General features: G+C 70.4%; 12 protein-coding genes. 6 read left to right on the top strand and 6 right to left on the bottom strand.

All coding sequences use genetic code 11. The features are described from left to right. Positions 1–37 precede the first annotated feature (37 nt). The gene (locus AB0411_RS12550; protein ID WP_366417245.1) at positions 38–1,393 is read right to left on the bottom strand and encodes a serine hydrolase domain-containing protein; all 1,356 of its coding nucleotides are present in this window, start codon (positions 1,391–1,393) and stop codon (positions 38–40) included. Between the two features lie 182 nt (positions 1,394–1,575). Beyond that, positions 1,576–2,784: a cytochrome P450 gene (locus tag AB0411_RS12545; RefSeq protein WP_366417244.1), complete on the bottom strand. Its 1,209-nt coding sequence runs from the start codon at positions 2,782–2,784 to the stop codon at positions 1,576–1,578. A gap of 1,939 nt (positions 2,785–4,723) precedes the next feature. Here AB0411_RS12545 and AB0411_RS12540 point away from each other — a divergent pair. Then, positions 4,724–5,122, top strand: coding sequence for an STAS domain-containing protein (locus AB0411_RS12540; RefSeq protein ID WP_366417243.1), 399 nt, complete (start codon positions 4,724–4,726; stop codon positions 5,120–5,122). Between the two features lie 122 nt (positions 5,123–5,244). Here the strand turns inward: AB0411_RS12540 and AB0411_RS12535 are convergent, their stop codons facing one another. Beyond that, positions 5,245–6,882 (bottom strand): APC family permease, encoded by a 1,638-nt coding sequence (locus AB0411_RS12535; RefSeq protein WP_366417242.1) that lies wholly within the window; start codon positions 6,880–6,882, stop codon positions 5,245–5,247. 654 nt (positions 6,883–7,536) lie between these two features. On the opposite strand from AB0411_RS12535, the gene AB0411_RS12530 reads away from it, so the two are divergent. From AB0411_RS12530 to AB0411_RS12520, 3 genes are all read left to right on the top strand, one after another. Further along, entirely contained in the window at positions 7,537–7,893 is a 357-nt protein-coding gene (locus AB0411_RS12530) for a hypothetical protein (protein WP_366417241.1), read from the top strand. 394 nt (positions 7,894–8,287) lie between these two features. Further along, positions 8,288–8,461: a CsbD family protein gene (locus AB0411_RS12525; protein WP_366417240.1), complete on the top strand. Its 174-nt coding sequence runs from the start codon at positions 8,288–8,290 to the stop codon at positions 8,459–8,461. 149 nt (positions 8,462–8,610) lie between these two features. Next, positions 8,611–8,880, top strand: a complete 270-nt coding sequence (locus AB0411_RS12520; protein WP_086721570.1) for a hypothetical protein — start codon at positions 8,611–8,613, stop codon at positions 8,878–8,880. 245 nt (positions 8,881–9,125) lie between these two features. Here the strand turns inward: AB0411_RS12520 and AB0411_RS12515 are convergent, their stop codons facing one another. After that, positions 9,126–10,085 carry a helix-turn-helix transcriptional regulator gene (locus tag AB0411_RS12515; RefSeq protein WP_366417239.1) on the bottom strand — a complete coding sequence of 320 codons (960 nt, stop codon included), beginning with the start codon at positions 10,083–10,085 and terminating at the stop codon, positions 9,126–9,128. A 60-nt stretch (positions 10,086–10,145) separates the two neighbouring features. Between AB0411_RS12515 and AB0411_RS12510 the strand changes: the two genes are divergently transcribed. Further along, a complete protein-coding gene (locus AB0411_RS12510; protein WP_366417238.1) occupies positions 10,146–10,730 on the top strand; it encodes a DinB family protein in 585 nt (194 codons plus the stop codon). Between the two features lies 1 nt (position 10,731). After that, the gene (locus AB0411_RS12505; protein ID WP_366417237.1) at positions 10,732–11,169 is read left to right on the top strand and encodes a VOC family protein; all 438 of its coding nucleotides are present in this window, start codon (positions 10,732–10,734) and stop codon (positions 11,167–11,169) included. Between the two features lie 304 nt (positions 11,170–11,473). Here the strand turns inward: AB0411_RS12505 and AB0411_RS12500 are convergent, their stop codons facing one another. Next, the gene (locus tag AB0411_RS12500; protein ID WP_366417236.1) at positions 11,474–12,130 is read right to left on the bottom strand and encodes a maleylpyruvate isomerase N-terminal domain-containing protein; all 657 of its coding nucleotides are present in this window, start codon (positions 12,128–12,130) and stop codon (positions 11,474–11,476) included. A 177-nt stretch (positions 12,131–12,307) separates the two neighbouring features. Continuing rightward, the gene (locus tag AB0411_RS12495; RefSeq protein ID WP_437041814.1) at positions 12,308–12,796 is read right to left on the bottom strand and encodes a lamin tail domain-containing protein; all 489 of its coding nucleotides are present in this window, start codon (positions 12,794–12,796) and stop codon (positions 12,308–12,310) included. Positions 12,797–12,899 lie beyond the last annotated feature (103 nt).

Here is a 12,899-nt window from a genome sequence, read left to right as displayed (position 1 = left end):
CGGGGAGTCGCACCGGTTCGTCCGCGGCGGACCCGATTCAGGCGGTGACGGTACGGCGGGCCGTGCGTCCGGAGATCTGGAGGCGGTCGATGCCGCCGCTGTCCGGATCCCGCAGGAAGCGCCCGCCGGGATGGCGTTGGCCGGACGCGGGATCCACCAGGTCGCACGTCAGATCCGGGTAGCAGACCAGGGGCGCGGGGGTGTCGCCGTTCACGGTCAGCGCGAGGGCGCCCTCGGCATCCGCCGTGACCCGGTACTCGATGGTTCCGTTGTGGTAGGTCCCGGCGCACTGGGGAAGGGCGACGGCGCGGCCCCGCTCGAGCGGGCGGGCGGCCGAGGGGACCTGCACTCCGGTGAACTGGGCGAGCTCCTCGGCCAGTTCGTGCCACAGCGCGGTGCCGTTGTTGGCGTTGCTGGTGAAGGCGACCACCGTGCCGCTGTCCGGTTCGGCCCGCAGGTGGCAGGAGGTGCCCTGGGCGTTGCCGTCGTGGCCGCACCACTGCTGGGCGCCCTGCTGGAAGAGCGCGAGGCCCAGGCCCCATGCGTCCGCGAGGACGCCCGGGGCGGCTCCCGGTACGGGGCGGCGCATCTCCTCGGCGGCTTCGGGCGTCAGCACCGCGCGGGGCCCGCCTCCGATCAGGGCCCGGCCCAGCGCCACCAGGTCGAGCGCGCTCGCCTGCAGGGCACCCGCCGGGGCCTCCACGGGCGCCAGGGTCTGCTCCACCGGCCGCACCCGCCCCAGGGCCGCGTGCACGGAGTGGCCGCGGGCCACCGGACGCTTCGGCGCGGGGTCGCCGAGGAAGGCCGGGACGGTGCCCAGGGGTTCCAGCACCAGCGCCTGGACGGCGTCCTGCCAGGTCATGCCGGTCACCGCTTCGATCAGCCGGCCGGCGGCGACGTACCCGGCGTTGGAGTAGGAGAAGCCGCTGCCGGGCGCGCACACCGCGTCCCGGCCGGAGCAGTGCACGGACAGGTAGCGGGCGGCGGTCAGCGCCGCCGCGTCGTCCGAGTCGGGCCCGGTAGGCAGCCCCCCGGTGTGGCTGAGCAGTTGCCGCACGGTGAGGTGCGGTGCCCGCCGCAGCTCCGGCACATGCGTACCGACGAGATCGGTGAGCGCGAGGTCACCGTCGTCGGCGAGGAGCTGGACGACGGCGGCCGTGTAGGGCTTGGTGACGGAGCCCAGCGGCACCGCCGTGTCCACGGTGAACGCCTCGCCCGTGGACACGTCCGCCTCGCCCGTCTGGACCGTGTACGTGACGGAGTCGACCTGCACGGCGAGCTGGGCCCCAGGTACCTGGTGGGCACGCGCCAGTCCGTCCAGACGCTCTTGTAAGAGGCGTCGTATGTGGGTCGGTTGCCGGCTCGCGACCGGAGCACTCGAAGGATGCGGCATGAGAAAGGAACTCCCGGAACTCGGAACTCACGGGGAATGACGCGCCTGACTGCCGTGGCGGCGATCCGCTCACGGCGTGGGCGAACCAGCCCCTGGGCCTGATCGCCGAGAGCACTCGGCAACCGATCTCCTCGCGCGGGCGCGGCCCTTGGTGCCGGGCCCGCTCTGCTGGGCGAACGTCGCTAGGACCTCCGCACCTCCAGCGGCAGACGTCGCGCGCTGACGATGACGGCCGGGTTCTGGAACTCGACCTCACGGCGGCTCGGGATGGTGATGCAGGAGAAGCGGTCCAGTAGTTGGCGCAGCGCGATGCGCGCTTCCATCCTGGCCAGGGGGGCACCGAAGCAGAAGTGGATGCCGTGGCCGAAGGTCAGATGCGGGTTGGGGTTGCGCATCACGTGGAAGGCGCCGGGATCGGTGAACCGCGCCGGGTCGCGGTTGGCGGCGGCCAGGTTGGCCATCAGGATGGCGTCCGCGGGGATGGTCCTGCCGCCGAGTTCGACCTCACGGGTGGTACGGCGCCCCAGTTCCGGGAAGGGCGGCAGCCACCGCAGCACTTCCTCGATGGCGTCCGGCAGCCGGCCGGGGTCCGCGCGCACCTGCGCGGCGGCCTCGGGGTGCTGGTCGAAGCTGAGTACGGCATTGCCCAGCAGGGCGGTGGTGGTGATGTGCCCGGCCACCAGCAGCAGGGCCACGAAGCCCACGATCTCCTGGTCCGCCAGGCGTACCCCGTCCACTTCGGCCTGCACCAGCCTGCTGGTCAGTCCGTCGCCGGGGTTCTTCCGGTGGTGGCGTATGTGCTCGAGGATGTAGCCGTTCATCTCGCGGACGGTGGGCGCTATGGAGTCCAGCGCGCGCTCGATGTCGCTCATGTCGAGCGATTCGCCGATCTCGTCCCCGCCGAAGAGCGTCGCCGCCCACTCCTGGAACAGCCCGCGGTCACTGGCCGGCACACCGAGCAGCTCGGCTATCACGAGGATCGGCAGCGGGTAGGCCAGCGCGTCCACCACGTCGAAGCGGTCACGGTCCCCGACGGCGTCGAGGAGTTCGGCCGTGATGGCGTGGATCCTGGGTTCGAGTCCGGAGACGACGCGCGGGGTGAACGCCTGGCTGACGAGGGTGCGCAGCTTGCGGTGCTCCGGCGGGTCCATGCCGACGAAGTTGCCCTGGCGGAAGGTCTCGAAGTCCGGCTGGGTGGGGGTGAGTCCGGAGAAGTCCGAGGAGTAGGTCGCCGGGTCGGCGAGCACCGCGGACACGCTGCGGTGGTCCAGAATCTGCCAGAGGTTCTGCCCCTCGTCATGGCGTACGGGATCGGCCTCGCTCAAGGAACTCCAGCGGTCGACCAGATCGTCGAAGACGAAAGGTGCCTCTTTCAGTTCGTTGCTGGTCACCGGTACTCCCTGAAGTGCGGGTCCGGGAGGCTTCGTTGCTCCCCGGCGGTTATGCGCTGGACTGTTCGGCGGTCCCACCCCTCGAAATGACGGATCGCCGTGTGACACAACAGGCTTACTATCACAGCCGTTTCATGCCTTTGACTGCCTTCGGATTAATTTTGCACGACCGGCGCGCGAATGAGCGGAGCCAGTTTCCGGCGCACGGTCTTTACGAGGGTGTCGCGATATCCCAAAAACGGCGTCCGGGATCCCCCGGCGACATGAACGCGCATGAAGAGGTGCGCACCCGAACACCGGTTAAGGCATGCCGATATGGTCCATCACAGGCCCCCGCGACACCTCGCCCACAAGGGCCCTGAATCCGGGTTTCCTGCCGTCGCGGGCACGACGGGACCGCCCCCACTGCTCGCTGATCAGCGTCGACAGCACCTGGGCAGTTGTCGTGGGTTCACTCACCGGCGACAGCAGCAATAAAGCAGCGTCGGCGGTCGGACAGAATGCCACCGCGGACAGACTGCCGTCACCTTCCGGCCGGAGCCGGCCATGCCATTCCACATACCGAGCCCCCTCCCACCCCATGAGACAGGCAATCGAGAACATGCCGTCGGGCTCGCCTCACAGCGCGATGAACCAGCCCGCGAACCCCCACGCCGGCCATTCACCATTGCCCCGACATACGGCGGCGAAGCCACCGTCGACCATCTCGTTACCACACATCCCCCACTGAAAACCCCTCACACATGACACGTGTCAGGCATCCCCGCGCAAGCAGATGGTGGGCGATCCGAACACGAGCCACCGGCGCCCGAAAAGAGAACGAGAGAAGCGTAAACACTACCGGCAGGTACCTTTTGATGTTGTCAGCGATCCACGTCTCCGAGCGCTTTCACGCCAGCCCAGCTTGACCGACAGTCTTCACTCCCAGTCATACAATAGCAACCCCCTGCGGTTTGACTGAGAGTGATTTTTATACCCATTTGCCTTGGCCCGCCAGTAGTCGCAAGCGCGACCCCTGTTACTGGTGAGGCAAACGATTTTCGACTGTTCGTTCGAACCGGGCGCAGAGAAGCAGGTATTGAGCGTTTCCCCGAAGAGCGGCAGGTCACTCCAAGGGGTTCCGCTATCGCCGCCGCACGATGATGCCATCACCGCTCGGCGACAAGTGCCAGACCTTGGCAAACCGCTGCGGCCAGAGCAAGCCTCAAGAGCAGATCCGGCCCGGGGCCGCGGGGCCCCGCGGCGCGCCGCACGGCGCTCGCCGGCGCACCTGCCTGCACTAAAGCCGAGCAGGCCAGGCCCGTTGCCACGCGCCGATGAGCCATCGCGGCCTGCATCCATGGTCGTTGGTCGGCCAGGGCGACCCCCCGCTCCGTGGCTTGCTTTCGACGTCCGGTTAATTGGCTGGATTCCATGCCTTGCGGCGGATGCGAACGCTGCAGTAACTGCTCCGCGGGTCGCTTACGCAGAAAGAGGTGGCCTATTTGTTGCCGAGGGGCAAGCACATGGCCAGGAAGCGTGGAATATGCCCGGGCGGGGAACACGGCTCTCCGTCCGGCGGTTCGCCGGCCCCCAAGGAAGGTGACGTCCCATCGGCACGAACCGCGGCAACGAATCGTCGAAGGCCCGCACGCCGGCCGGACGGCCTTGCGGTGACGCACCGGCGCGCACGGGAGGGCGTTGCGCGGTCGCCGGGTAACCGGTATTGCCCCCAAGTCCGGTGTGGAACACCCCGGTTGATCCGGCGGGGACGGGCGGGGCGGAGGCGCGGCCCGCCGGCGTTGTTCCGCAGGGGCGGCGCGATGTGGGACAGTGAAGTGACGGAACAGCCTGGTTCGGCTCGTGAGCTTCGCTCACCAGCGCCCCGAGCGGCGGACGCGATCCCCCGCAGATCCTGCCGCGGCGGCCCGCGAACTCCGGACCATGCACGGCACCCGCCGTGTATCCGCAGCGTTGCGGCTGCCGGTGGCTGCCACCCCAACTCTTCGAGGGCGTTATTCCTTTCACCATCAGCACCCAGTATCTGGACGACACCGTACTGCTCATGGCCTGCGGCGAGATCGACCGCGCCTGCGAGCCCGTGTGCGACGGCGTCCTCGCCGCGCTGCCCGCGACGCTGTCCAGCGTGGTCCTGGACGTGCAGAAGGTGCCGTTCATGGACGTGACGGGCCTGCACTTCCTGTGCGCCCTGCACCGTCACACCGCCCGCCATGACATCCGGCTGCACACCCGCGGCTGGCGGGCGCAGCCCCGGTACGTCCTCGACTCCGCCCTGCACCTCGACCTGCGGGGCGCCGACCTGAACACCGCCGTACGCGCGGCGCTCGACCTGCTCTAGGGCCCGTCGTCGTTCTCCCCCGCCTGCCCCGCCGTGACGGCCCGCATCCATGAAACAGCCGAGGGGTCCGGCCGGTTGTCCGGCCGGACCCCTCGGCTTCGGGGGTGTCGGTCAGGGTGTGGTCAGTGGCCGCCCTCGTCCACGACCGCGACCTCCTCGATGTTCTGCTCGATCGCCTCGGCCGGGACGGCGGTGGCGCGGGCCCAGTAGTAGATCCCCAGGGAGAACGCCGTGATGAGCGCCATGTCCCACCACAGCGGGAGGTGGTCCTGGCCGCCGAAGCCGCCCTGCCAGGCGATGAGGCCCATCCCGATCAGGTACACCGGAAGCCACTGCGCGGCCTTCCAGTCCAGTCGCGGAGCGTTCGGCAGCCGCTTCTTCGTCGCGTACCAGGCGTAGCTGCCGAGCAGTACGTACCCGATGACGATCGCCCAGCCCAGCCGCTGGAGGGTGTCCCAGCCGGCCCAGTAGATGATCAGGCTCGCGACGACGAAGGAGACCGGCGAGACCACGCCGCCGCCGGGCAGGCGGTACGGGCGCTCGTGATGCGGCAGGCGGTTGCGGAAGACCCCGAACGCCAGCGGCGCGCCCGCGTACATCAGCACGCTCGCCGAGGTGATGAAGGAGACCAGCTCCTGCCAGCTCGGGAAGGGCAGGAAGCAGATCACTCCGGTCACGAACGAGATGATCAGACCGAACCACGGCACACCCCGGCCGTCGGTCTTCTCGAACAGCCTGGGCGCGTAGCCGTTCTTGCTGAGGCCGTAGGAGATGCGCGAGGTGGAGGTGGTGTAGATCAGGCCGGTGCCACCGGGGGAGATGATCGCGTCCGCGTACAGGACCCAGCCCAGCCAGCCCAGGCCCACCACGGTGGCCAGGCCGGCCCACGGGCCGCTGATGCCCGCGTAGTCCAGCTTGGCCCACCCGTGCGCGAAGGACGCCAGCGGCAGTGCGCCGATGTAGACGATCTGGAGAAGGATGTAGATCACCGCGCCGATCACGACCGAACCGATCGTGGCGCGCGGCAGGTCGCGCTTGGGGTTGCGGCTCTCCCCGGCGAGCTGGATGGCCTGCTCGAAGCCGAGCAGCGCGAAGATGATGCCGCTGGTGCTGATGGCGCTGAGCACGCCCTTGGCGCCGAAGGGGGCGAAGCCGTGCGAGGTGAAGTTGTGCGGCTGGAAGTTGACCGCCGCGATGATGAAGATCGCCCCGAGGGGTACGGCGATCTTCCACCAGGTCGCCGCGCTGTTCGTGTGTGCCAGCACCTTCACGCCGAGGAAGTTCACCGCGACGAAGACGGCCATCAGGACGACCGCGACGAGGAAGCCGCTCGTCGTCAGGGTTCCGTTGGCGTGCTGGAAGCCCTGGGCCCACGACCAGTGACCGGCGTATCCGATCATGGCCTCGACCTCGATCGGGGCCACCGTTGCGGCCTGGAGCCAGGAGAACCAGCCGAAGGACATGCCGGCCAGGCCGCCGAAGGCGTAGTGCGGATAGCGTGCCGTGCCGCCGGCCACCGGGAACAGGCCGCCGAGCTCGGCGTGCACCAGCGCCAGCAGCACCACCGCGACCGCGCCGATGATCCAGGAGATCAGCGCGGCCGGCCCCGCCACCACCACGGCCTTCTGGGCACCGTAGAGCCAGCCGGATCCGATGATGGAGCCCACCGACGCCCACATGAGACCGATCAGTCCCACGTCCCTGCGGAGGGAACCGGAGGAGCGCGCCCTCTCGGGAGCGATCTCGTCAACGCTTGCCATAGGAGGCCTTTCAGGACAGGGCTGGCTGAAAATTTGCCTCAGAGTAGGGAGCATTCACGGTCTTGCACAGAGCCATTGGCTGAATAGTTATATTCCTTGAAGGAATGCATACCGAAAATGTCAGCGCACCGCTGTGGACAATCCGCGGCATGCGCGAACGGGCGGCCCCGGGGGCGGATCCGGTAGCAGGACGCAATCACCCCATTACCCATGCGACCCTTCGCCCGACGTGCAAATTTGGGGAAAAATTGAAGCTTTGAAGAAGAAGGGAATACGTCGCATCAGGTAATGGCATTCGCCCGGAGAGATGTCTCGCGATCGTCGGCGAATCGTGCTCGCCCGGGCTCTCGCACCCACGGACGGCCGCCCTGGGACGCCGTCGGGAGCAGGGCGGCGCCCCGCTCGGCCATCACCGGGTCCGCACTCCTGCGTCCGCCCCCCGGGGCCATCGCCGAACGCCGCGCCACGGCACATCCGGCGGACCGGACGCACGACGCCTCCGCCTCCTCCCCGACGCCACCCATAAAGCGCATTTTTGCGGCGCCGTCACGTGATGCGCCGTGACAAGACAGCTGACTGCGGGTCATATGTCGCTACTGCAATCAGAAGGCCGGCACTGTGCCGCCTTCGCAGTAGGCCGAAAGGAACATGCCCATGCGCACTGCCCGCACCCTGTTCGCCTCAGCCGTCCTGACCGCGGTCCTCGCGGTGGGCGCGCCCGTCGCGACGGCCTCGCCCGCGGCCGGGGACAGCGCCACGGTCAGCGCCACCTCGGCACACCACGGCGACGACCACGACCGCTTCCGGCGTGGGGACCGTGACCACGACCGGTTCCGGCGTGGGGACCGTGACCACGACCACGACCGGTTCCGGCGTGGGGACCGTGATCACGGCCACCGCTGGCACGGACGCCACCACCACAGGTGCCTGCACCACCACCACAGGCACCACCAGCGCCCGGTCGGCGGCGTGCACGCCGGCGGCGGCGCCCTGGCGCACCTCGACCGCTAGAGCGGCGGCCGGGCACCGGGCCCGAGATGACACCGAGTGGGTGCGGCAACAGTTCTGCTGCCGCACCCACTCCGCCGTTTCCGGACGCTCACAGAATCCGGTCCACCGGCCGTTTCGCGTTCCCGCATGATGCCCCCTCAGAAACCGCTGAGGGACAACGAATTCGGAGCGAATACCCAGGAAGAAGCCTGGGACGCACACCTGGCACGAATACGGAGACATCCACTGGAAAGGAGAGGAGGATGCCGTCTGTCCGGTCCCGTGTCCGCCGTCGGCGCGCCTTTGGCACGGCGTCTCTCGATCGCTCCGAGGGCCGGTCCTCCCGGAGAATTTCTCCGTTTGCCGCCGCGTCGTGCGGGCACCGGATTGATGACGCCGACGAAAGGATCTCATGATGAGCGCCGTGGAGAAGGCGAAGGCCAAGGCCGAGCAGACGACCGGGAAGGCCGAAAAGGACGTCGGCCGCACGGTCGGCAATGAGCGGCTCGAAGCGGACGGTGTGGTGCGGGAGTCCAAGGGGAATCTGCGCGACGCAAAGGAAAAGGGCAAGGACGCCCTCAAGGACTGACTCCGGGCCTCCGACATGGGTGGGCGGGACCCCGTACCAGGGTGGTCCCGCCCACCCATGTCACCCCGCCGGCGCTCGGCGACCGGGCGCGGGCTCATGCCGGGTCGTACTGATTCGCCGAGGCAGGCCATGCCTGATAGGGAGGTGCCATGAGCGATATCCCTCCGGTTCTGACCGTTACCGCCATCAGCACCATCGGGGTCACCGATGTTCACGACGAGAACGCGGACTCCTGGCTGGTGATCGAGACCGCCGAGCAGGGGCAGCTGCTGCTGAATCTGCCCGGCCCCATGTACCAGGCGGCAGTCCAGTCCACCACGCTGCCGGCCGACCAGCCCGGTCCCGGTCGCCTGGCGCTCACCGACGCCGAGATCGCCGCCTACCGCGCGCACATCGCGGGACTCTCCCGCGCCGACTAGCCAGGTAGGCAGTCGGCCCGCGGCACTCCGCCTCCATGACACCGCCACGGCGTCCTGGGGCGCCTGCGCATGGGCTCTCCCGTCGCGCCCGCCACAGCGGCCTGGCAGCAGCGACGACCGCCCTCCTCCGCACCGGTGGCGCCGACGGCCTGGTCAACTTCGTCCCTGCGACGACCGGTTGGCCCACTGCCCGGTGGCGCACCGGGCTACGGCCCCGGGTGGCGAGCACGGACCGACCGGAGCCGTCAGCCCGTACCGGCCATCGCCGCCACGCGGCGGGCGAGCCGGGCGGCGGCCTCCCGCAGCTCCGGAGGCTCCAGCACCTCCGCCTCGAAGCCCAGCCGGGCCACGTGCACGGCGAGCCAGTCCAGGTCGTTCCCGCCGGCGGTGAGCACGCACCACCCGTCGCGCTCGTCCTCGACGCGCCCCACCTGGGGCGGCACCAGCTCCCGCACCTGGTCGGGGCGGGCGTGCAGCCGCACCCGGGCGAGGTACCGGTACGGCGCCTCGGTGACCGACCGTTGTACGTAGGCGACCGGGTCCGGGTGCTCCCTCGGGCGGAAGCGCCAGGTCGTCGCCACCGCCTCGCGCATCCGGTCCAGCCGGAAGGTGCGCCAGTCATCGCGGTCGACGTCCCGGGCCATCAGGTACCAACGGCGGTCGGTGGCGACCATCCGCACCGGCTCGACCGTGCGCTCGCGCTCGTCGCCGTCGCGGGCGGTGTAGCGGAACCGCACCCGCACGGCGTCGCGGCAGGCCCGCGCGAGCGTCACCAGCAGCTCCGCGTCGATCTCGACGCCGGGGTCGACGAGGGTCTCGGTGGCGGCGTGCACCGCCCGCACCTCGGCCCGCAGCCGGGGCGGCATCACCTGGTCGAGCTTGGCGAGCGCCCGCAGTGCCGCCTCGCCGGTCCCGGCCACCGTGCCCCCGGACGCCAGCCGCAGGGACACCGCGGTCGCGATCGCCTCCTCGTCGTCGAGGAGCAGCGGCGGCAGCCGGGTGCCGGCACCGAGCTGGTAGCCGCCGCCGACGCCCGCCGTCGCGTGCACGGGGTAGCCGACCGCGCGCAGCCGCTCGACGTCGCGGCGCACCGAGCGGTCGGTGACCCCCAGCTCGGCGGCGAGCTCGGCGGCGGTCCAGGACGGCCGGCGCTGCAGCAGTGCCAGCAGCCGCAGCACCCGCTCGATCGTTGCTTCGACGGTCACCTGGCCATCGTCCCACGATCGCGGAACGGAGCTGTCCGCGTTTGGGGGAAGGCTGGAGCCATGACCGACCAGAACTGGAACCCGCTGCTCCGCGATCAGCTCGCCTGGCACTGGACCCATCAACTGCGCCCCCGCCTCGACGGGCTCACCGACGACGAGTACTTCTGGGAGCCGGCACCCGACTGCTGGAACGTGCGCCCGCGCGGCACCGGCAGCGCGCCGGTACAGGCCGGGTCCGGCGCGATGACCATCGACTTCGCGATGCCGGAGCCCGATCCGGCGCCGTTCACCACGATCGCCTGGCGTCTCGGGCATGTGATCGTCGGCGTGCTCGCGATGCGCAACGCCGCGCACTTCGGCCGCACGCCCACCGACTACCAGTCGTTCGCCTACGCCGGGACCGCGGGCGCGGCACTGGCCCAACTCGACGCGGAGTACGCCACCTGGCTGGCCGGGGTCGAGTCCCTCGGCGAAACCGGTCTCGCCCGTCCGTGCGGGGCGGCGGAGGGGCCGTACGCCGAGTGGCCGATGGCGGCGCTGGTCCTGCACATCCACCGTGAGCTGATCCACCATCTGGCCGAGGTGTGCCTGCTGCGCGACCTCCACCGGCACACCCGCCCGCAGACCCGACAGGAGGCGAGCTGAGATGGCCCGCGACGTCCAGATCACCTTCGATTGCGCCGACCCGGCGGGACTGGCCGCGTTCTGGGCCGAGGCCCTCGGCTACCGGCTGCAGGACCCGCCGCCCGGCTTCGATTCCTGGGAGCAGGCCCTGGTGGCGATGGGGGTGCCGCCCGAGCGGCGCAACGACGCCTCGGCGGTGGTCGACCCCGACGGCTCCGGGCCGCGGCTGTTCTTCCAGCGGGTGCCGGAGGGCAAGCAGGCCAAGAACCGGGTGCACCTCGATGTGCGGGCCGCCCCCGGGCTGGCCGGCGACGCGCGGATGGCGGCCCTGGAGGCGGCGGCCGAGCGGCTCGCCGCCCACGGCGCGACCCGGCTCGGGCGCCACGAGCCGGCTCCCCCGCTCGGTGCCGGTCACCTCGTCATGGCCGACCCCGAGGGCAACGAGTTCTGCCTCGACTGAGCGGCCGCGGGGCGGGCCGGCGGAATGGGCGCCCCCCGGCCGGAAAGCCCGGTTACACCGAGGAGTTCACGGCCGGGCCCGCGTTGCGGCGCTGCGCGCGGGGGCCGGCCGGATCGCCCTGGCCGGCAGGGCGATCCGGCCGGTGTGTGCGGGTTCTCCCCGATGACCAGGCCACCGGTGCCGGCATCCGCCCGGGGGCGTCCTTCACGAGGCCGTTGATGCCGTCGAGCGCGTCGACATCGTCGAGGTCTGCCCGTCGGCCTGTCCGGCTACTGCCTGCCGGCCGGCTGCCTGCGTGGGCGGATCAGCCGAGGACGAGCGGCAGTTTCGCGGCCAGGTCGCCGAGTTCGGCCTTCTCCCCGGCGGTCGGCGCCCGGCGGCCGGTGCCGACGAGGAGGGCGTCCTCGTCGGTGAACGACGCGGGGAAGGCGGCGCCGGCGAGCCGTTCCAGCAGGGCGCGGGACCGGGCCAGGCCCTCCGCGGGCGGTTTCGCCGCGTCCGGGAGGGAGGCGATCAGGTCGAGGTGGTGCAGCGTCCATTCCAGGACGTACGCGGTGAGGTAGTCGCCGACGGTGAGGACCTCGTCGCGGGTGCTCACCCGGGCGCCGGGGTCGGCGAGTTCGGCGGCGCGGCCCGCGGCGGAGCCGACGTCGTCGAGATGGAACGTGAGCAGGCGCGGATCCTCGTACGCGGCGGCCAGCCGGACGGTCAGCGCGTCGAGCGGGTCCTCGCCGGTCGGCGGCCGGTCCTCGACGTGCCAATAGGTCACCGCGTCGACGGTCGGTTCCGTGCCGGCGGGGGTGGCGAGGGTGATCAGGACGTCCTGGGCGTCGATGATCAGGTGGCACACGAGGTCCCGCACGAGCCAGCCGGAGCAGCCGGACGGCTGCGCGAAGTCCTTGTCCCGGAGCGCGGCGACCGCGGTGCGCAGCGCCGTCCAGGAGCGTGAGAAGAGGTCCACCTCGGCACGGTAGTGCGGCGCCGGAGCGGCGGACAAGCGTATTCGCGACGGCCGGGTCGGGTCATGAGCGGCCTCCCGCTCGGCCGTCAGGGTGCGGGTCGCCGCGGCTTCCCCTCCCGCGTCCCTGCCGCGCGGGCCCCGCCTCCGCCGGGGAGAGGGAGCCCGCACCCATCCGGCTCAGGCGTGGTAGCCGATGTAACCGTTGCCGTCGGAGTCGGATCCTCTCTTGGTGTAGGAGTGGACGTCCGAGCGGCTGCCGGAGGGCTTGTACAGGTAGATGGTGTCGCGGTCGTTGTTCCACAGGAAGTTGCAGTTGTCGCGGTAGACGACATTGCGCTGGTCGGAATCGGTGCCGTGGCCGCCGCGGAGCTTCACGTAGTCACCGGGCTGGAGGTAGTGGACGGCGGTGAAGGTGAAGCGGTTGCCGGTGGCGTCCTTGACCACGTAGCCCTTGAGGTTGATGGTCGCCGTGGTCGAGTAGTTCTTGATCGTCAGGTACTCCTCGTCGGTGTTGCCGGAGGAGCAGCTGTGGGAATCCCGGCCGGGCGCGTCGTACTGGACTCCGCGGACCTTCAACGCCGAGTGGTACTCGGCGGCCTGGGCCGGGGTGGCGACGATGCAGGCCAGCGCACCGGCGATGAGGGCGGTGGCGGTCACGGGGCGCATACGCAAGGGAGATCCCCCTCCATGGTGATGGAACTGTGTGGCATGTGAAGGACTCGCGAAGGCCCACGATGGTTGCACGGTGAACCACATCGGCGAGGGCCCA

The organism is Streptomyces angustmyceticus, assembly GCF_040701845.1.
Lineage (GTDB): Bacteria > Actinomycetota > Actinomycetes > Streptomycetales > Streptomycetaceae > Streptomyces > Streptomyces angustmyceticus_A.
The sequence above is the reverse complement of the archived record's forward strand: the minus strand, read 5'-3'. Positions and strand labels throughout refer to the sequence as shown.

Excerpts from the sequence above, each read along its gene's own strand:
- AB0411_RS12495 (WP_437041814.1), bottom strand. The coding sequence starts at position 12,796 with ATGCGCCCCGTGACCGCCACCGCCCTCATCGCCGGTGCGCTGGCCTGC.
- AB0411_RS12505 (WP_366417237.1), top strand. The coding sequence starts at position 10,732 with ATGGCCCGCGACGTCCAGATCACCTTCGATTGCGCCGACCCGGCGGGA.
- AB0411_RS12530 (WP_366417241.1), top strand. The coding sequence starts at position 7,537 with ATGCGCACTGCCCGCACCCTGTTCGCCTCAGCCGTCCTGACCGCGGTC.
- AB0411_RS12550 (WP_366417245.1), bottom strand. The coding sequence starts at position 1,393 with ATGCCGCATCCTTCGAGTGCTCCGGTCGCGAGCCGGCAACCGACCCAC.
- AB0411_RS12520 (WP_086721570.1), top strand. The coding sequence starts at position 8,611 with ATGAGCGATATCCCTCCGGTTCTGACCGTTACCGCCATCAGCACCATC.
- AB0411_RS12525 (WP_366417240.1), top strand. The coding sequence starts at position 8,288 with ATGAGCGCCGTGGAGAAGGCGAAGGCCAAGGCCGAGCAGACGACCGGG.
- AB0411_RS12535 (WP_366417242.1), bottom strand. The coding sequence starts at position 6,882 with ATGGCAAGCGTTGACGAGATCGCTCCCGAGAGGGCGCGCTCCTCCGGT.
- AB0411_RS12510 (WP_366417238.1), top strand. The coding sequence starts at position 10,146 with ATGACCGACCAGAACTGGAACCCGCTGCTCCGCGATCAGCTCGCCTGG.